The sequence below is a fragment of the Martinezella lusitana genome, from assembly GCF_010668395.1.
Lineage (GTDB): Bacteria > Pseudomonadota > Alphaproteobacteria > Rhizobiales > Rhizobiaceae > Rhizobium > Rhizobium lusitanum_A.
This window is the reverse complement of record NZ_WUEY01000020.1, coordinates 91886-110852: the sequence shown is the minus strand read 5'-3', so window position 1 is coordinate 110852 and position 18967 is coordinate 91886. Positions and strand designations below refer to the sequence as shown.

The window sequence follows — 18967 nt, the reverse complement described above, 5'->3', positions numbered from 1 at the left end:
AAGCCCCGATATTCGCCGCCATACTTGATCGGCCGGCCCATCTGCCAGGCAAGTTCCGGCACGACGACATCGGCAATCTCGTTGAGCCGGGCGACGCCCTTCAGCACGAGTTGGACACGATCTTCCAGCGGGCGGCGGGCCCAATCCTTCTGTGCCTTGCGGGCGCGTGCAACGACTTCCCTGGCGGCATCCAGCGACAAGGCCGGACGTTCAGCATAAACCTCTCCGTTCACCGGGGAGACGCATTGTATAGTGGTCATGAGCGACCTTCCGTCTGGTTTGCGTTGTCGGGCCCGGCTTGCTGAGTGAGCGCGGCTGAGATCAGTTCTCCGAGATAGACCGCCATCGCATCGATCTCCTTCTGCGTTCGTAACAGATCATTGCGGACCTCGATCATGACGTTGAGAAGCGCATTTTGAATGCCGCTCCCCGAGCGTGTGCGTGACACCATCTTTTGGGGCCGTAGGGTTCATTCCTACGGGTTACAAACGGCTTTTGAGCCTCTCGGCCTCAGCAAGCATTGCATCGTCAAGCCGTGTATCGGCACCGTGGAGGATGCCAACTTCGACGAGGCGCTGTTTGCCAAAATAGACAGGCGTGAAGCTGTGGGCTGTGACCAGAACTGTCCGGCTCCCTGACCGCTTGCGCGCATCGAGCAAGCCGGAAAGTCCCTTCTGAAAGGGATGATAAAAAGCTTCCACGCGCCGATCGCGTTCTTTTGCGGAAAGATCACGGTTGCCGGGAATGTCATAGGTTTCGCTCTCGTCACGAATAGCGCCGGAGCTTTCCGGCGGGCGGTTGCAATCATAAAGTAATCTCGAATAGCGCCGGTAGCACAATGTCGCGTCAAATATATTCGCCAGGCTTATCGAGAGTGCCAACGCCCCCGGATCGTAGGCGATATGGCTCAACAAAGCCTCGTTCTGCAGGCAGAGATCTGCATATCCCACCGGGATCGTTGCGCTGGCATGTTCACAGACCAAAACGACATCGCCTTCACCACTCGCGTTAAAAACACCATAAGGCTCATCGAGCTGATCGCTCGCGGAGTGCATTTATTGAGCCCTCCGCATCGGCACGGATAGAAGCCGGCGCGGTGTTTGCGTGAGACGCTTGCCACCCTCCTTTGTCACCACCACGGTCTCGCTGAACGCCAGGCCCTTGCCTACGGTGTACATGTGGAACACCATGTTCTCGCGGAGTCTCCAGCGGGCGTTCGGACGGAACGTGTAGGAGAAGTCGCTGGAGCGGCAGGTGAAGTGCTGATAATAGCCGAGGCTGTAGCCTGAGATATTGCGGTAACTGTCCTTCAGTCCAGCCTTCAGCATGCCGTCCCTAACGATCGCATCGACTTCACACGCCTCGACGCCGGGGCGCATGGCGGAAAACTGCCGATCCTGGATGCTGACGATATCGTCTGCCGTTTGGCTCAGATGGGCCGGCGCATCGCCAAAATATACGGGACGCATGATGCGCGATGAGTAGCCCTGAAACTGCGGAATAAGCTCGACGTGGAGCAATGCGCCCTCTTCGAGCGGGACATCGTCTACGAGCGCGTGCATTTTGGTATCGTCGATCGCCCGGGTGACCACGCCCACAATTCCAAGGTCACCGCCCAGGCGGATGGTGTGTTTCGAAGCGATTGCCACGCACTCGCGCGCACTGAACCCTGATCGAATTTCCTTGAGCAGTTCGGCGATTGCGTCGTCGGCGATCGTCGACGAGCGTTGCAAAAACTCGAGTTCCTCAGGCGATTTCTCGGATCTAAATGCGATCAGAAAATCTGAGAAATCCGTGAATGAGGCCTCGCCAAACGTAACCTGGAGCGCCTCAAATCGAAGCAGGGTGAGGTTGTAGGAATTCCTGTCGATCCCGATGCTGTTGACGTCGAGGCGCTTCTTTCGAAGCGCAGCCAAAAGGGTCTCGGTCGGGCTTTCCCAGTCTTGGAAGCCGACAATGTTCTCGTCCGGAAGGTAAGAGAATTCCTTGCAGGTGCCCTCGTCCACGGAGCGCAACACCATTAGGGGGTTGCCGCGCGCGGGAACGGCGCAAAACTGATGATAGCCTTCCGACATCGCATAACCGATGAAGTGAAAGATAGTCTCCGGCTGGTCCAGCAGCACAAGGCTGACGTTGCGGCGCTGCATTTCTTGCTGGATCGCGTCCCTGCGTCGATCGAACTCCGACTGGGAAAAAATGGGTGTTTTGGTCATGATCTGGTCCTGGAAGAGAAGTAAAAAACTGGCGCGGTTCCACCGGTCCTGGTTTTGCGACCGAGGTGAAAGCCATTGGATCGCGATGCGTCGAAACGGCGAGCTAAAGAAGCGTTACGGGCTAACCTTTCCGCGCTTTCCTGTCCTGGACAGAAAGAGCCCGATCAGCGCGAGCACCAGCAAACTGAATACGACAAGCAAGGTCGAGACGGCTGCGAGGGTCGGTTCGATTTCGAACCGGATTCCTTCCCACAGCTTCTTCGGCAGAGTGGAAAAGGTAGGTGTCGAGATAAACAGCGCGATCAGCAGCTCGTCGAACGAAATAAGGAAGGCGAACAACATGGAGGATACTACCGCGGGGAATGCGACGGGCAGCGTCACCCGACGTATCGCAGTCAGCCGGTTGGCGCCGAGGCTCCGCGCTGCCTGTTCCAGAACTGGATCAATTCCCCGCAAGGCATTCGACATGATCGTAATCGCGAACGGCACAGCAATGACGGTGTGGCCAATTACAAAGCCTGGAAGGGTCCCAACCAACTTCAGGTACGCCATGACGTTGAACAGCGCGATCGCAGTCACAAGGGACGGGATGATGATCGGCAACATGAGCAGTGCCTCGATGAGGCGCTTTCCAAACACGTTGCCGCGAACCAGAGCGTAGGCCGTGATACTTCCGATCAGTGTGGCCAACACCGCAGTCAGTATACCAACGACGAAGCTGTTGACCGTCGCGCTGACCCACCCGGGAAGCTCCCAATATCTTTCGTACCAACGAAGCGAAAAACCTTGAGGCGGAAAACTGAGCAACGAGGAATTGCTGAATGAGATCGGAACTACGATGAAGTTTGGAATGATCAAGAACAGGAGGATCAAACCCGTAAACGCGAACAGCGCAAGCTTTCCGACAGTGAGACGCCCTTCCATGTTCATCAGGCTGCCTCCCCACGGTAAATCTTGTCGACGTCGAGGATCCAGTTGTAGGCTAGATAAAGAATCATAGTGATGACGACGAGAATGGTCGAGAGTGCCGCAGCAAACCCCCAATCCAACGTCTGGTTGATCTGCACCTCGATCAGTTGGGCGAACATGGTGTCCTGCGGGCCACCCAGGAGCGCCGGTGTGATGTAAAAGCCGAGGCTCAGGATGAACACGAGCAGGCAACCGGCGGCCGCGCCAGGAAGGCTCAAGGGAAAGAAAATCCTGCGAAACGCTGTAAACGGCGTCGCTCCCAGGTTTGCCGCCGCATTTGTCAGGTTCCGAGGGATCGCCTCCATGGTGGCATAACAGGGCAGGATCATGAACGGCAGCATGTAGTGCGTCATCCCGAGAACCACGGCAAAGAAGTTGTAGAGAAGCGAAAGCGGTTGATCGATAATGCCAAGCGCCACCAGATTGCTGTTGATCACGCCATTGCTGCCGAGCAGAGCCATCCAGGCGAACATCCGTACCAGAATGTTCGTCCAGAACGGAATGACGATCAGGACGAAGACAATCGTCTTCAGGCGACCGGTCAGATAGGTGAGCACAAAAGCCACCGGATATCCGAGAGCAAGCGTCACCACGGTCGTTACAAAGGACAGTTTCAGTGTCTTGAGCAGCACCGCCATGTAGACAGGCCGCGAAAACGCCTTGGTAAAATGCTCCAGCGTGAAGGAAGGATCGAACACACTGTGTAGCAGAAAGATGGATATTGGAAGGAAGAAAAACAGCGTGAGAAACAGCAGGCACGGAAGCAGTAAATTGAAATGCACCCACTTCTCCGAACGTTCGAGACGCTTGAAGTGATGCTCGTTGGTGATGTGCATTGTCGAAGAAACCATGATGTGCACGCGCTTGAAGTGTGAATTGGGGCCTTCCGAAGAAGGCCTGGGTCGCAATGGGTTACATTGTCTTCCACTCTTGCCAGCGCTCAAGCATACGAGCGACATTCGGCCCCCACCAATTGTAGTCGCAAACCAGCATCTCATCGAAATGCGACGTCGGCAGCAAGTTCTCGTACTTCTTGGAGGCGAGCGGGATCGCCTTCTTGTTCACCGGACCGTAAGCGATCTCGGCACTGATCCGCGCATTGTTCTCCGGTTGCGAGGCCCAGGCGACGAATGCCATCCCGACATCATTGTTCGGCGCATGGTTGGGAATGGCCCAGGCGTCGACAAGCAGGTGAGCGTCTTTCCAGATCATCTCAACGGGAACCATCTCGTCCAGCAAAGTGCCAACACGACCGTTCCAGATATGGGCGATCGCTACTTCCTTGCTCGACAGCAACTGCGCCGGCTGCGCGCCCGCCGACCACCAGATCGTGTCATTCTTTATTTCGTCGAGTTTCTTGAACGCCGTATCGAGCTTTTCGTCAGTAATAGGGTAGATCTGGTCTTTGGGAACCCCCGCGGCGAGCAAAGCCCAAGGGATGGCATCGAGTGGATAGTCGCGCATAGTGCGCTTGCCAGGAAAACGCTTGAGGTCCCATAAGTCGACAACGGAAGTGGGGACATCACCTTTGATCGCATCGGTGCGATAGGCCACGACGCTTGCCCAAGCGATATTGCCAATGCCGTATTTGGTCACGAACGCCGAAGGGATGCCATCGGTGTCAATGACATTGTAGTCTAGCGGCGCCAGGTAACCGGCCTCGCCAGCGGAGAACGTTTGCTCCAGGCCGACATCGCAGACATCCCAGATGACAGCATTGTTCTTCACCATGGCCGCGATACGCGCGTCGCTGGGATCGGTATCTTCGTTGACGGTGATGCCGGCTTCCTTGGCAAATGGTGTAAACCAGGCGTTGCGCTGGGCATCCTGGAAGGAGCCGCCCCACGATGTCGCGGTCATGGTCTTGCCCGACAGCTTGGATAGCGTTTCTTTCACCGGAGTAGCCGCGACCGCCGGCGTGAGGAACCCGCCTGAACTCAAGGCACCCCCGAGCGCTGCACCACTGAGGGCCGCGTTCCTCAAAAATTCTCTGCGTGAAAATGCCATTGTATCCCCTTTCTAGTTGATCTTTGCTCTACAGTTTCACTCAGCGTCGACGAGAAGCATGTCTTCGCGATTCCAGCCCACCTTGACGGTGTCTCCCGTCCGAAAGTCCTGCGATTTGCTGGTCGCATGCGCGCGAGCCTTGATGAAGGTATCCTCGCCAATTTTGAGCAGGTATTTGATTGCATTGCCGACAAAGAGGAATTCTTCGAGTTTCGCCTCGATGCAGATCTCTTTCGAGCCGGCCGCCACCCCCAAGGCCACGGGTTCAAGGCGCAGCATGTACGTCGCCGACTTCTTCGGGTCGCTCCAACCGGACCGCAAGGGAGCCGTCAATTCGATACTGTCAGCAATGCTCAGTCGGCAGCCATCTGAATTCATTGCCAGAACCGCTCCTCGCAGAAGATTGGATTCACCGATGAAGTCCGCGACGAACCTGCTCTCAGGCTGGTTGTAGAGCGCCTCCGGCGTTCCGTATTGAACGACCTTTCCATGATTGAACACCGCAATCCTGTCCGAAAGTGTCAGGGCTTCCTCTTGGTCATGGGTTACGAAGATGATGGTTGCACCGATGCTTTGGTGAAGCTGCTTCAGCTCGAATTTCATTTCCTCCCGCAGCTTCGCATCCAATGCGCCCAAGGGTTCATCGAGCAACAACACCGGCGGTTCAAAGACGAGCGCGCGGGCAAGGGCAACACGTTGCTGCTGGCCGCCCGATAACTGCGCAGGACGACGGTCGCCAAACTTATCAAGCCTGACAGCTGCGAGACTGCGCTTTACCCTTTCAGCGATATCGTTTCGCGCAACGCCTCGCATTTCGAGAGGGAAAGCAACGTTTTGGGCAACGCTTAGATGCGGGAACAGCGCGTAGTTCTGGAACACCATTCCGATATTCCGCTTGTGAACAGGCTGCTGAATGATGGAGTTCCCGTTCACTTTGATGTCGCCAGAACTCGGAACCTGGAAGCCGGCAATCATCATGAGCGTTGTAGATTTGCCTGATCCGCTCGGCCCCAGAAAGGTAACAAATTCACCTGCGTCGAAGGAGAGGTTTACCTTCTCGACGGCATTCAGGTTCGCGTAAGACTTTGACAGGTCTTGGAGTTCGATATGAGCGCCACGTTTTGGCGGTGCATTCACCACTTACATGTCCCCCTTTTTGTTTCCTGAGCTATATAGCACCCCCCTTAGGCCGTCTATTTCATAAAAGACCTGACTGCATAACCTGCGGGAATGGGATTGAGGGACCCGATGAATAGAATGGGTCGTAGTGGCTTTTCTCGGGACAGAGGGGGCGTAATCCTGCTTCTGGTGGGGTGCAGATCCGGTCATGGGTTGGACAGAGTAAAAATTGGAAGGTTGAGTGTGGAGCAGTGAAAGCCGATCTTTTCAACGGCCGACAGCTCCCTCGGGCGCGCTCGCGGCCTCTCGTCCGGGCCCGCTGGACGAGCTGCGCAATGTGATAGTTACCGGATGGCCAAAACCCGGTCTTTGGGTTCGATGGAACGGCGGCTGGTCGGAGCAAAGTGGCGACAAGGTGCGGTAGAATAGAGCACGCTCCCCGCTAGGGATACGTTCAATACTGCATTGCCGCCAGTTGACTCAACCGATAGGGTATTTCATGCAAACTTCTGCAAAACCGACGAGGGCGTTCAATGGCAACTGGTACCGTCAAATTCTTCAATCAGGACAAACGCTTCGGCTTCTGCACGCCCGAGAATGGTAGCGCGGATGTCTTCGTGCACGTCTCGGCGCTAGCGCGGGGAGATCTGCTCCGTGAAGGCCGAAAAATCAGTTACGAGCTCGGCCAAGATCGCAAGACCGGAAAATCGAAAGCCGAAAACGTCAATCCTCTCTGACACGACCCGAGATTGCTCCGATAACCTGCGCGCAAGTTCAGCGCCAATACTCCGATGGCTCCGGCAAGAGGACCACGGCGGAAGGTGCTTCCGATTCTATCGCGTTACTCCCGGTCAGAACTGGATGATCAGCCGTCCTCTGGTACTGCCGTCCTCCGGCCAGCGATGAGCTTCGGCCGCCCGTTCCGGAGGATAGGTATCGTCCATGCGAAGCGCGATGTCGCCGGCGTGGACCTGTTGCTGAAGCCGATCCAGCTTCTCCCATTCCTTGGGCATATGACCGCACAAAGGTTGCCGAGAAACGGATATCCTGTCGCTCACAGGACTGATCGGCGGTCGAAACACGGCAATAAATGGCAGCACGCTGTTCCAATTGAACCCTTACGAATTTTGATGCCCGGAGGCGTTGATTGATGCCCGGAGGCGTTGATTATGGGATGGCCCGCCCTTCCGAGGACATCGAGTATGATGATCCGTCATTGAGGGAAGAGGAGCCGATCCATGACGATTTCAATTTTGGGTATCGATATAGGTAAAAATAGCTGCAGTGTTGTCGGCGTCGACGACAAAGGTGCGGTAACTATTCGCCGAACGATGCGGCGGCAGACGCTGCTTGATTTTGTCAGCAAGATTCCGACCTGCATCATCGCGATGGAGGCGTGCTGTGGTGCTCACCATCTGGGTCGACTTTTTGTGTCCCAGGGACACGAGGTCCGACTGATGTCTCCGGAATATGTCCGCCCTTATGTGAAGGCTCAGAAGAACGATGACCGGGATGCGGAGGGCATAGCAGAAGCCGCTTCGCGTCCGACGATGCGGTTTGTTGACCTCAAAAGCGAAGAACAACTCGATATCCAGTCGTTGCACAGGGTCCGATCCCGCCTCGTTGCAGAAAGAACGACGCTGATCAATCAGATGCGTGCTATTCTCTTGGAGCGCGGCCTGATCTTCGCCGCGGGCCGTTGCAAATTCGAAAGTGCTGTCGACGCCCTTCTGAATGAGCAGACCATCAGCTTATCTGGGCGCGTTCAGAGGCTGGTTGCCGAACTTCGAGACGAATGGAAGATGCTCGACACCAAGATAGCAGCCCTCAATGCCGAGTTCTTGTCGCTGGCCCGAGATGATCTCGCAACGCGACGGCTAACGGATATCCCAGGAATTGGGGTACTGAACGCCACAGCGCTGATCGCCGCTATAGGAAACGCCAGCAGCTTCGATCGTGCCCGAGATCTTGGCGCGTGGTTAGGACTTGTACCACGACAATTTACGACCGGCGGCAAGCCACGGCTGCTGGGCATCACAAAGCGTGGCAACGTCTACCTCCGAACTTTGCTTGTTCACGGTGCGCGAGCGGCCATGCCCACACTCAGTCAGAGCGACACCCCTCTCGGGCAATGGCTACGAGGCCTGCTTTCCCGGGGTATGCACCGCAATGTCGTAATCGTGGCGCTTGCAAACAAGCTCGCCCGCATTGCCTGGGCCGTCTTGCGAAAGGAACGTCCATTCGATCGCGCGTACGGCGCCACCACAGCGTAAAAAGATTGGCTGCGTCTATCTGCAGCCCATGACGTTTGCGAGAAGGATCATAGATGGCCTGACAGTTGACCGGCGTACGGAAAGCCCAGCAGTGCAAATGGCTCGTTGAAGCCGTGTTGATTATTGAGGCTCCGGACGCGCGGATATCCATCTTGGCCACGGCATGACCGTGAGACCGAATACGTTGAAGCAGACTGTGCAGGATTCTAAAAATTCTACTTGCGAACAGGGCGGGCCATACGTTTGCATGGGCTGGTTGTTGTCCAGAACAGACTTTGGATGGCTTAAATCCGAACTCGGCGCATCAACGCCTACTGTCAGCTGAAACGACGTCGTATGCTGGCATAGGGTGCCAACCATTTCTTTACAAAGTAGACGGCCCCTAAACGGGCGTTGAAGGCATGGTCATGCTGGCTCTAGCTAGTGTCCCCGAGTTCATCATCGGTCCCGATTGACACCCAGTCCTCTCTTCCTCCGACTGTCATCATAAGGCGATCGAACTTGACCTGATCCTGACGATGAGCGTCTATTGGCTGAGTCACCTGCCGGGTATCCGCCGAGAGAGTTACCTTTTCATCAAGGTAGCAATCATCCCCAGAGGGTGGCGGACTCGAGTGCCAGCCAATCGTTTTACCTGGCACCGACAGGAAAAACCTGTGACGGCAAGCGGCTTTCTGCTCTCGGTATGCCGTCGCCAGGAGAGCTCGAACAACTTTCGGGAAACGAGTTGGTGGCGCTCTTCATGACCGAAGAGCCCTGCCATTCCACAACACCCGGTGGATGGTGTCTGTACGGCGATTCCCAGACCTTTGAACACCTGCGACCAGTCGGCCGGTGCATTCGGTTGTCCGGTTGCCTCGGTACAATGCGAGAGGATTTGAACGGGCTCGGCTCCTTGCGTATGCGGGAATTCCTTGCCATTCTTCATCTCGGCCGCAAGGAATTCCTGAGGTAGCAGAACTCGCGGTGGCTTGAAGCCGGCTTTCGAATAGTCCTGCCTCAGTTGCATGACGAACGCCGGATCAATCCCGACCAGCGGGCGCCCCGTTTGCGCAGCTTTCTGCAGCAGGGCGACGAGGCGCGCGGCCATGGCACGGAAGCCCTCGAGCTCTCCCATGTTCTGCGCCGCCTTGCCGGCTGGAAGCATATCGAGGATAACCGGCGCATAGCCCAGCGCGGAGAAGCCGGTCAGGACATCATGCTGAAGCTCCGGGTCGAACAGCGCCGTAAACCAGTCCTGGATGAGGATCACGGCGTTATCGGGCAGTTTTCGCGACGGCATGTCGGAGGACTTCAGGCGTTGCTGCGAGCCTGCCCTCAAAGCAAAATCCCTCGGCAGATCGACCGACTTCATCACCCTCTCGCCGAGCGTTGCCATGATTGGCCAGAAAGGGCGCAAGAGTGGCGCTGCGGCAAGGATGAGTGGGCTTGACCTTTCTGCAAGCAGCACCAGCTTGTCTTTGAGAGGCCTGCCATTCCTCCCAAAGAAGTCTGCATAAAACGCGGAGCGCATGGTGGGGATATCGACCTGGATCGGACAGCTTGTAGCGCAGGCCTTGCAGCCGAGACAGCCGTCGAGCACATTAAAGAGATCAGCCTCGAATTCCTTATCGACAAAGCCTGCCTGCCGGTTAGAATGCCACTGTCGCAACGCGTCGGCGCGTCCCTTGGGGCTGTGGCGGAGATCCGCGGTGGCCTTGAAGGAGGGGCACATGGGCGTCCTTTCGGAGTAGCTCAGACATTGGGCGTTGCCATTGCAGCGGAATGCGCGCGTTAACGGATCTCCTTCCGGCGCGTTGAAGGAGCGGAAGGGTGTTGTCGCTATGCCCATGATGTCGTCGCGCGGACTGACGAGCTTTCCCGGGTTGAAGCGTCCCTCGCGGTCGAAGGCACTCTTGACGCCCTGCAGCGCCCGATAGGCTACCGGGCCGATCCATTCGCGAAGGTACTGGCCACGGACACCCTTACCATGCTCGCCCCAAAAAATGCCCCCATATTTGCGTGTCAACGCGAAAACGCTGTCTGATATGGCTACCAGTTTTTCCCGGTCACGTTCCATGTCGATGTCCAGCGCCGGACGAATATGCAGGCAGCCGACATCGACATGGCCGTAGATGCCGAAATTCAGCCCGTAGCCATCGAGCACAGCCAGGAACTCCTCCACAAAGTCAGGCAGATTGTCCGGGGGAACAACGCAGTCTTCGACAAAGGCAACCGGTCTTGCTCTGGCATCCACCTTTCCAAGCAGACCGACACCGGCAGACCTGATCGCCCAAAGCTCCCGTATTTCATCAAGGTCGGTCGCAGCATGCACGAATCCGGCCCCCGGCAGCGTTGCCAGAATACGATGACAGGCCTCGGCGCGCGCGTCGATAGCCGCCTTGTCCGTGTCGTTGAATTCCACGAAGACGTAGGCGATCCGGCTGCCGGCCGCAGTTTGCAGCGATGTCGGCAAACGAGAGAGGATTCCGGCACCCTCGGCAATCGCCTGCACATGCTCATCCATCACCTCCACGGCGGTCGGGTCCGCTTCGAGCAGAGGCGTGGCAGCCGCCAGTGCATTTTTAAAGCTGTCGAAGCCGACAACAAGCAGTTGCTTCTCACGTTCGGTCCTTGTGAGCTTCACCCTGATGCTGCTTATAAGCCCCAGCGTTCCCTCCGAGCCAAGGAACAGCCGCCACCACTCGAAGCCTCCTTCGGGGGGGCAGGCCCGCTCGAGATCGTAGCCGGTGAATCGGCGGTTGAGCTTTGGCGTGTTTGCTACAAACGCCGCTCGGCCGGAGCGCGCTGAGGCCTCCGCCGCTGCAAGCAGTGGCACGGCCCAGGAAGGCTCGGGCGACGTGCTGGAAAGCAGGCCTTCCGGCCTCGCCGTTTCCAGGCCGAGAATATTATCGCTTGTCTTGCCGTAAATGCGGGAGCCCTTTCCCGATGCATCCGTGCTCACCATTCCACCGATGGTGCAGCGGGTCGATGTGGAGGTTTCTGGTGCGAAAAACCAGCCATGCGGCCGCAGCTTTTCATTGAACTCATCCAGCACCATGCCCGGCTCTACATCCGCCCAGCCCGCATCCAGATCGACGTCGATAAGCCGGTGCATATGCCGTCGGGTGTCGACAATGATGCCGTGGTTGAGGCTCTGTCCGTTCGTCCCGGTGCCACCACCTCGAGCGGTGATCGGGAGACTGGCAAACCGCGCATCGGCTGCCACCGCGAGCAGTCGGACCATGTCGGCGGCATCGACAGGTGCGACGATTATGTCAGGTGTGATCTGATAGACGGAATTGTCCGTGGACATCGCAGCGCGCAGTGCGCGATCAATCTCGATCTCCCCCTGGAAGCCGTTAGCAGCAAGGGCTTTGGCAAAATGGTCTATATCGTCGTCCAATGAAAAGTGCTGTGTCATGACTTACCTCTTCAGACCTATTGACCACAGATGGAGAATTCTGAAAAATAGAATGTTATGAAGCTGAATTCGGAAAATCTGAATATAAACCTGCGGCATCTGAGGTCCCTTCATGCGGTCGCGCGACATGGAACATTTAACCGTGCAGCAGCTGAGCTTGGCGTCGTTCCCTCGGCGCTGACGGAAACCATCCGCCAGCTGGAAGAAGCCATCGGTGCGCCACTGTTCGACCGCAATGTCCGACCGATCGCGCTTACGCCACTCGGTCGGCATATGCTTGCGGAAACCAGCCTGCCTTTGGAAGGACTGGATTTCGCTCTGGCTCGGGTCAGGAACCATGCCGACATGGAAACCGGCTCGCTGACAGTCGGAGCGGCACCTTCTGCGATATCCGGTCTGGTCGGGCCAGCGCTGAAAAACTTCAGGGCAGCATATCCGAATGTTCGCTGCTACCTGCGCGACGATATAGGGGAGCGGCTGGCGAAGCTGGTAATCGACGGCAGCCTCGATATAGCTGTTGCAGGCAATGCTATCGAGACGCCCGATCTCAGGCAGACGACGCTTGCACGGGACCGCTTCGGGCTTGCCTGCAGCGCAGGTCATCGACTTGCAGTGCAGCGTTCGCTCCATCTTTCGGCGCTTGATCCTGACGAAATCATCTCCCTCGACACGGAAACGGGCACGCAGCAGCTACTCTCCGCCTGTGCGGACGTTCCGGCTTCTCTTCGCATCGGCCACCTGCAGGCGCATTCGACGGTCGCGCAGCTCTGCATGATTCGCGCCGGTCTTGGTGTGGCGCTGCTGCCGGAAAATGCCGTCGGCCTATTTGGCGACCCCGTAATCCGCTTCATCCCTCTGGAGGACTTGGATCTCTGGCGTTCGCTTTATCTGCTGGAGCCGGCGCGTCGGCCACAATCACATATTGCTGAAGCGTTCAAACGAGCCCTCATTGCATCCCTTCAGGGAAGCGCCGGCCAGCTATGAACGACGTAAAGCCAGGCTGACATCGTGCCCATACCTGCCAGCGTCGACAGCGACAGAGCCGAGGAGGCAACCTGCTCGCCAACACCAACCCGCCTCGCCATCAGGTATGCATTTATTCCGGATGGGCAAGTGGCGAACAAGACGCATACGGAAGACCATGCGACCGGCATCGAGAAGGCGTACCGGGAGAGAATGAAGGCAAGCAGCGGGTGCAAGACCAGCTTCATGAAACTGATCGCGATTGCCGGCTGTATTTCGGCGGTGATCTTGCGATCGTGCAAAGCCATGCCGATTGCAATCAGGGCGCAGGGCGCGGCCGATGAAGCAATCAGGTTCAGAAACTCATTAGTGGTGCCGCTAAGGTCAATCTTCGATATGGCAATGGCGGTTCCGACATAAATGCCTATGAGGATCGGGTGGGTTACAAGCATGCGTGCCACCTTCTTCAGCACCTCGCCCAGGCCCCGCGCCGTCACGCCCTCGAAAGCCAGCGTTGCTACTGCGGTCATGATTGGCAGATGGATTGCAAGCAGCAGTGCAAGTGGCGTCGCTGAATCCGGCCCGACGGCCTGGATGATGAGTGGAAGCCCTATCAGAGCGGTATTCGCGTGGGCGCTGGAAAAGCCAAAAATAACGGTTTCGTCACGTTCCCGCTTGAAGATGTACAGCGCGATATAGCTGATTAGTATCCAGACAGTTGCGGCCGCGCCGAAATAGGAAATCCAGTATCCCCATGGCTGAACCTGAGGAAAGGAGGCATGGGCGATCGTCCTGACGAGCAGGCACGGAATGGCCACCACATAAACAAATTCCGACAGGCCCGCCTCAGCCGTCTTCGTCAGCAGTGAAAGCCTGGACAGGAAGAAACCGAGAATGATTAGCCCGAAAACCGGAGCAACAATCTGAAGGACAACACTCATTCTGGATACTCTTTGAAAGCAGGTCCGAGAAACTAGAAGTGCAGCAATATTTTCGATGCAGAGCGGCTCCTGATGAGATCAAGCGCTTCCAGATATCTGTCGAAATGCAGCACATGGCTGACGGTCTCTTCGAGGTCTGGCGCCTCGGCCAGCATTCCGGGGATATTCTTCCACGTTCCGCGATCGTAGGCACGCGCCCCGATGATCGTCTTCTCCGAAAGCGCCAGTTCGGCAGACGAGAAGGTTGCATCGTCTGCGGGCAGGCCAAGACAGATGAGCCGCCCTCCCCTGCCAAGCAGTCGCACACCCTCGCTGACCGCGACGGTGGCACCGGCCGCTTCGATAACCACGTCGAATGTCCCATACATTCGTTCGATCGCACTGCTCTCGTCGTAAACCTCGCGTGCACCGAGCTGAAGACAGCGCTGCAGCTGCAGGGCATCCGATTTCGTTCCGAAAACTGCGACGTCATACCCCTTCAGCGCGCCGACCGTCAATTGGCCGATTGATCCGGGGCCGATAATGGCAATCCGTTCTCCAACCTCCGGAGCGGCAAGCTCGACAGCATGTGCCGACACGGCGAAAGGCTCCGCCAGAGCGGCGAGCCTGTCGGTCACACCATTGGTAACAGGCACCACCACGGCAGCGGGAAGGTTGAAGACTTCGGCGAAAATGCCATCGGTATCGAGACCGAGGACCTTTTTGCGCTCGCACAGCATCGAGCGGCGGCTGAGACACCACTTGCAACTGCCGCAGGTCAGATGACAGCCGCCGATAACACGGTCGCCGACCGAAACATTCTCCACATTATCCCCGCGGGCGATGACGCGACCGAGAAATTCATGACCAAGCACGATCGGAAACGTTGGAAAATACCCGCGCTCGGGTCCAATCTCGCCATTGATCATTGCGAGATCGGTATGGCACATGCCGGCAAAGATCAGCCGGATTTGTACCTCGTCGTTGCCTGGCACCGGAGCATCCGGTAACTCGGCCCTCCGCACATGTCCCGGGCCCGGCTTGTCCTTCAACAGCACCGATCGCATTGTGAATTTCTCCCCAGAAAGGTAAGTCTTCCAGATGGAAGCCTCGCCTGTGGACTCAAGCCGCCGTACGAAGATGGTCTGACGCCTTTTCGGCGATCATGAAGGTTGCCGCGTTCGTGTTTCCGGACACCATCGTCGGCATGATGGAGGCATCCACGACGTAAAGGCCGTCGAGACCATGAACCTTGAGATTGCTGTCGACGACAGCCATGGCATCCTGACCCATCTTGCATGACCCTCCAAGATGAAAGGATGTCTGTCCGTTTCGCCGAGCAAAATCGAGCCATTCCTGGTCGGTGTTCACCTCCTTGCCAGGATTCATCTCGTAGGCCCGATATGCATCAAGCGCGGGATTGTTGACGATCCGGCGGGCGATTTTCATGCCCTCGACCAGACTGACACGATCCTCCTCTTCCGCCAGAAAGTTTGGACGGATTTTCGGTGCGGCCAACGGATTACCACCACCGATGTGCACAGACCCTGCCGATTGCGGGCGCAACTGATAGACGGACATGGTCATGCCCGGATCATGATCGAGTGTGCGCCGCGCGTGATTGGCATAGCTGCCCAGATTGTAGTGATACTGGATGTCAGGCGTTTCAAGGTCGGGGCGCGACTTCACAAAGCCGAAGATGACGGCGCTCGGCGCTATGAGAAGCCCCTTTTTCTGCAGATAATACCTTGCAACTTCCCAGGCGAGCGGCAGCCCGTGGGCACGTTCGTTAAAGGTGACCTTCTTTTTCACACGCCAGTTCATCCGTGGTGTGTAGTGGTCTCGCAAATTCTCGCCGACGCCCGGAAGCGCATGGATCACCTTGACGCCCGCATCGGAAAGCACCTTAGGATTGCCGATCCCCGAAAGTTCGAGGATTTGCGGTGACTGGATCGCCCCGGCGGCGAGGATGACGCGTTTTGCCCGCAGTTCGCGAAGTTGGCCACGCTGGCGAAATTCGACTCCGACGCAGCGTGTGCCGTCCATGATGAGCCGTGTGACGTGCGCGTCTGTCTCGATGCAGAGGTTCTGGCGCTTGCGGATCGGATCGAGGTAGGCATTTGCGGCCGAGACGCGCCTCCCCTCCTTCTGGTTGATCTGCAGATACCCGAAACCTTCCTGCTCGCCGTTGTTATAATCGTCGTTGAAAGGGAAACCTTCATTCCGTGTCGCCTTGAGATAAGCATCCGTCAACTCGTTGCGGAAGCCGACCTTGTGAACGTTCAAGGGTCCGTCATGGCCGCGCGTTTTATCGCCGCCATCCTGATAGGTCTCGAACTTGCGGAAATAAGGCAGCACGTCTTCCCATGACCAGCCGCGATTGCCGAGCTGGGCCCAGGTGTTGTAATCCAGCGGCTGGCCACGGACTATGAGCATGCCGTTGATCGCACTGGACCCGCCAAGGGTGCGCCCGCGAGGGATGGGAATGGGACGATCGAGCGTGTAGGGCTCGGGTTCGGTCTGGAAACACCAGTTATAGGTCCGGTTGCCCATGAGCTTCGTGAAGCCGACGGGAATCGGAATCCACATGCTGTTGTCTGGCGGGCCGGCCTCCAGCAGAGTCACCTGGTGACTGGAGCTTTCGCTCAAGCGGTTCGCAAGAACACAGCCTGCTGTACCGGCTCCCACAATGATGGTATCGCTCACTATTGCATTCCTTTAATGCCTGCGGGATGGCCCGGCCGCCGGTGAGCGTCAGGGCCAGTCCATGCGTCAGCCATAATATTCCGGGAACTTCTTCAATGTCGGCCACATGTCTGGATCATGGCCGGTGATGATCGTGGCATCGTTGACATCAGCGATCATACGCAGCTTCTGAACCGAACGGGCAACCTCAATCGCACTCGTCATCGAACCCGGCAGGCATTTCTCGTTCCAGTGATCCATGGTGTATGCGGCATCGATCGTCAGCACATAGGCACCCGAATTTGGCAAGTTGAGAAGGAAGGACTGATGGCCCGGCGAATGGCCCGGTGTGAAATAGAACTTCACCGTGCCATCGCCGTAAAGATCGAAGCCATCATGATCTTGGCCTTCAAGGAAGTGCCACTTCAGCCCAGGCCGGTCAAAATCCGCCTTCACATAGGCCCCCCTGGAAAACCAGTCTGGCGCATAGGCAAACTCGTATTCCCGGCGCTGGACGATATAAGTTGCGTTCGGAAAATGTCCGAGCGCGCCAGTGTGGTCGATATGCAGATGCGAATGAAGCACATAACGCACGCTCTTCGGATCGAAGCCCGCCTCCACGAAGCGGTTGAGGCAGCCGTCCTCCTCCTTCATCAGCGGGAAATAGCGCTCTGCGACCGTCCCCCAATGCTTGTGCGGGTCTATTGCCGCCTCGACCGGCGTGCCGCCGTCGATGATGATGTTGCCCTTGGGATGTGTGATCAGGAACCAGGGAATAGGAGTGATGAACTCGTCCTGGCTCGCTCCCATCTTAATGTCGACTTCCTGCTGACGAATGTGGCCAGTCTGGAAAAGGTAGAGTCTGATATCGGTCATCGGCAAGTCCTCCCAGCCAATATGGTGATGAGCGACGTAGCCATCGCCCGGATTTGTCATCAAGCAGCGGTGTCCTGCGTCAGGAACTTCGCAACGAGATAGGCCTCGACAGCCTCGGGGCCACCCTCCGAACCGTAGCCGCTGTCGCGTACGCCGCCGAAATGCGTTTCCGGCAGCCCAATGCCCAGGTGATTGATGGTCATCATGCCGACGGATACTTCCCGCGCAAGCGTGCTTATCGTCTTGGTCGAACGTGCGAATGCGTAGCTCGCAAGGCCGAAGGGAAGACGATTGGCCTCTTCAATGACCTCGTCAATGCCGCTGAAGCGGCGGACAAGCGCAACGGGGCCGAACGGCTCCTCGTTCATTGCACGCATTTCTGTGGTCACATTGGCAAGCACAGTCGGCTCATAGAAGCTGCCGGCATTGGAGATGCGCCGGCCGCCCGTCAGCAACTCCGCGCCGCCCTTCACCGCGTCCTGCACCAGCGTATCGACAGCCGTTACCCTCTTCTCATTGACCAGTGGCCCCATCCGGGTATCCGCATGCAGGCCATTGCCGACCACAACGCTGCGCGCACCGGCGACAAACTTGTCCAGAAATTCATCGTAGACATTCTCATGCACGAGGAAGCGTGTCGGCGAGACACAGACCTGACCCGCATTACGATATTTCGAGGTCACCAATGTCGCAGCCGTCTTGCCGACATCCACGTCATCGAAGACAAAGACCGGCGCATGACCGCCCAGTTCCATCGTAGCCGGCTTCATGTAGGTTCCGGCCATCGCAGCCAGATGCTTGCCGACGGGCACCGAACCGGTGAAGGAGATCTTCCTGATAATGGGGTTAGGCACCAGATAGGACGAAATGTCCGCCGGCACGCCGAAGAGCAGACCGAGCACGCCCTTTGGCACGCCTGCATCATGGAATGCCTTGACGACAGCGACCGGCGAACCCGGGGTCTCTTCCGCCGCCTTGACGACGATGGAGCAACCGGCAGCAAGGGCTGCACCCACCTTACGGATCAACTGACTGACCGGGAAGTTCCAGGGTGTAAAGGCGGCTACCGGGCCCACGGGCTCATGCACGACGAGCTGCTGGATGGTGGGGCCGCGCGATGGAATGACTCGACCGTAGGCCCGACGACCTTCTTCGGCACACCAATCCAGAATGTCGACGGAAAGACCGAGCTCGAGCTTTGATTCCGCCAAGGGCTTTCCCTGCTCTGTGGTCAGGATGGCGGCTATCTCATCCATCCGTTCGCGGATGATGTCAGCAGCCTTGCGGATCAGCTTGCAGCGATCATAGGCGGAGGTCGAACGCCAGAGCTTGAAACCAGCCTCCGCGCTGGCCAGCGCCTCATCCATGTCCGATTTCGTCGCTATCGACGCGCCGCCGATGACTTCGCCGGTTGCAGGATTGATGACCTCGATCATCTGGCCGTTGGACGCGTCGCGGAAACGACCGTCAATGTAGAGCTGAATCTTGGGATACATTTCATTTCCTTCTCGATTGGTGACCGGCTTGAGATCCGGCTCG

Annotated in this window: 16 protein-coding genes and 1 pseudogene; 3 read left to right on the top strand and 14 right to left on the bottom strand. The window is 57.4% G+C overall.

Annotated features, from left to right (window positions below; all coding sequences use genetic code 11):
* The 7 genes and pseudogenes from GR212_RS29475 to GR212_RS29445 all read right to left on the bottom strand — a co-directional run.
* A partial coding sequence (locus tag GR212_RS29475; RefSeq protein ID WP_163992241.1) for an aldehyde dehydrogenase family protein occupies positions 1-260 on the bottom strand: 260 nt, incomplete at its 3' end.
* Positions 257-1055 (bottom strand): annotated as a pseudogene (locus GR212_RS29470) (N-formylglutamate amidohydrolase). The pseudogene GR212_RS29470 and the gene GR212_RS29475, both read right to left, overlap by 4 nt.
* On the bottom strand, positions 1056-2213 hold the full coding sequence (locus tag GR212_RS29465; protein ID WP_163992239.1) for a M24 family metallopeptidase: 1158 nt from the start codon (positions 2211-2213) through the stop codon (positions 1056-1058).
* Positions 2214-2327: 114 nt separating this feature from the next.
* Positions 2328-3143, bottom strand: coding sequence for an ABC transporter permease (locus GR212_RS29460; RefSeq protein ID WP_163992237.1), 816 nt, complete (start codon positions 3141-3143; stop codon positions 2328-2330).
* Positions 3143-4018: an ABC transporter permease gene (locus GR212_RS29455; protein WP_163992235.1), complete on the bottom strand. Its 876-nt coding sequence runs from the start codon at positions 4016-4018 to the stop codon at positions 3143-3145. Before GR212_RS29455 ends, GR212_RS29460 begins: the two co-directional genes overlap by 1 nt.
* A 76-nt stretch (positions 4019-4094) precedes the next feature.
* Entirely contained in the window at positions 4095-5189 is a 1095-nt protein-coding gene (locus GR212_RS29450; protein ID WP_163992233.1) for a polyamine ABC transporter substrate-binding protein, read from the bottom strand.
* 36 nt (positions 5190-5225) lie between these two features.
* Positions 5226-6329 (bottom strand): polyamine ABC transporter ATP-binding protein, encoded by a 1104-nt coding sequence (locus GR212_RS29445; RefSeq protein ID WP_163992230.1) that lies wholly within the window; start codon positions 6327-6329, stop codon positions 5226-5228.
* 512 nt (positions 6330-6841) lie between these two features.
* Here GR212_RS29445 and GR212_RS29440 point away from each other — a divergent pair.
* On the top strand, positions 6842-7045 hold the full coding sequence (locus tag GR212_RS29440; protein WP_163992228.1) for a cold-shock protein: 204 nt from the start codon (positions 6842-6844) through the stop codon (positions 7043-7045).
* A 114-nt stretch (positions 7046-7159) separates the two neighbouring features.
* Here GR212_RS29440 and GR212_RS29435 read toward each other — a convergent pair whose 3' ends face one another.
* Positions 7160-7321: a zinc-binding dehydrogenase gene (locus GR212_RS29435; protein ID WP_163992227.1), complete on the bottom strand. Its 162-nt coding sequence runs from the start codon at positions 7319-7321 to the stop codon at positions 7160-7162.
* Positions 7322-7546: 225 nt separating this feature from the next.
* Here GR212_RS29435 and GR212_RS29430 point away from each other — a divergent pair, with 225 nt between their 5' ends.
* Complete coding sequence (locus tag GR212_RS29430; protein ID WP_163992225.1) at positions 7547-8581, top strand: IS110 family transposase; 1035 nt, start codon at positions 7547-7549, stop codon at positions 8579-8581.
* Between the two features lie 565 nt (positions 8582-9146).
* On the opposite strand, the gene GR212_RS29425 is transcribed toward GR212_RS29430, so the two are convergent.
* Positions 9147-11984, bottom strand: a complete 2838-nt coding sequence (locus GR212_RS29425) for an FAD-binding and (Fe-S)-binding domain-containing protein (RefSeq protein ID WP_163992223.1) — start codon at positions 11982-11984, stop codon at positions 9147-9149.
* Positions 11985-12041: 57 nt separating this feature from the next.
* On the opposite strand from GR212_RS29425, the gene GR212_RS29420 reads away from it, so the two are divergent.
* The gene (locus GR212_RS29420) at positions 12042-12968 is read left to right on the top strand and encodes a LysR family transcriptional regulator (protein WP_163992221.1); all 927 of its coding nucleotides are present in this window, start codon (positions 12042-12044) and stop codon (positions 12966-12968) included.
* Here GR212_RS29420 and GR212_RS29415 read toward each other — a convergent pair.
* The 5 genes from GR212_RS29415 to GR212_RS29395 form a co-directional block, all read right to left on the bottom strand.
* On the bottom strand, positions 12944-13888 hold the full coding sequence (locus GR212_RS29415; RefSeq protein WP_163992219.1) for an AEC family transporter: 945 nt from the start codon (positions 13886-13888) through the stop codon (positions 12944-12946). The two genes, GR212_RS29420 and GR212_RS29415, sit on opposite strands and share 25 nt — an antisense overlap.
* Before the next feature lie 32 nt (positions 13889-13920).
* Complete coding sequence (locus GR212_RS29410) at positions 13921-14934, bottom strand: zinc-dependent alcohol dehydrogenase (protein ID WP_163992217.1); 1014 nt, start codon at positions 14932-14934, stop codon at positions 13921-13923.
* A 55-nt stretch (positions 14935-14989) separates the two neighbouring features.
* Entirely contained in the window at positions 14990-16576 is a 1587-nt protein-coding gene (locus GR212_RS29405; protein WP_163992254.1) for a GMC family oxidoreductase N-terminal domain-containing protein, read from the bottom strand.
* A gap of 63 nt (positions 16577-16639) precedes the next feature.
* Positions 16640-17428: an AttM family quorum-quenching N-acyl homoserine lactonase gene (attM, locus tag GR212_RS29400; RefSeq protein ID WP_163992215.1), complete on the bottom strand. Its 789-nt coding sequence runs from the start codon at positions 17426-17428 to the stop codon at positions 16640-16642.
* A gap of 59 nt (positions 17429-17487) precedes the next feature.
* Positions 17488-18924: an NAD-dependent succinate-semialdehyde dehydrogenase gene (locus tag GR212_RS29395; RefSeq protein WP_163992213.1), complete on the bottom strand. Its 1437-nt coding sequence runs from the start codon at positions 18922-18924 to the stop codon at positions 17488-17490.
* Positions 18925-18967 lie beyond the last annotated feature (43 nt).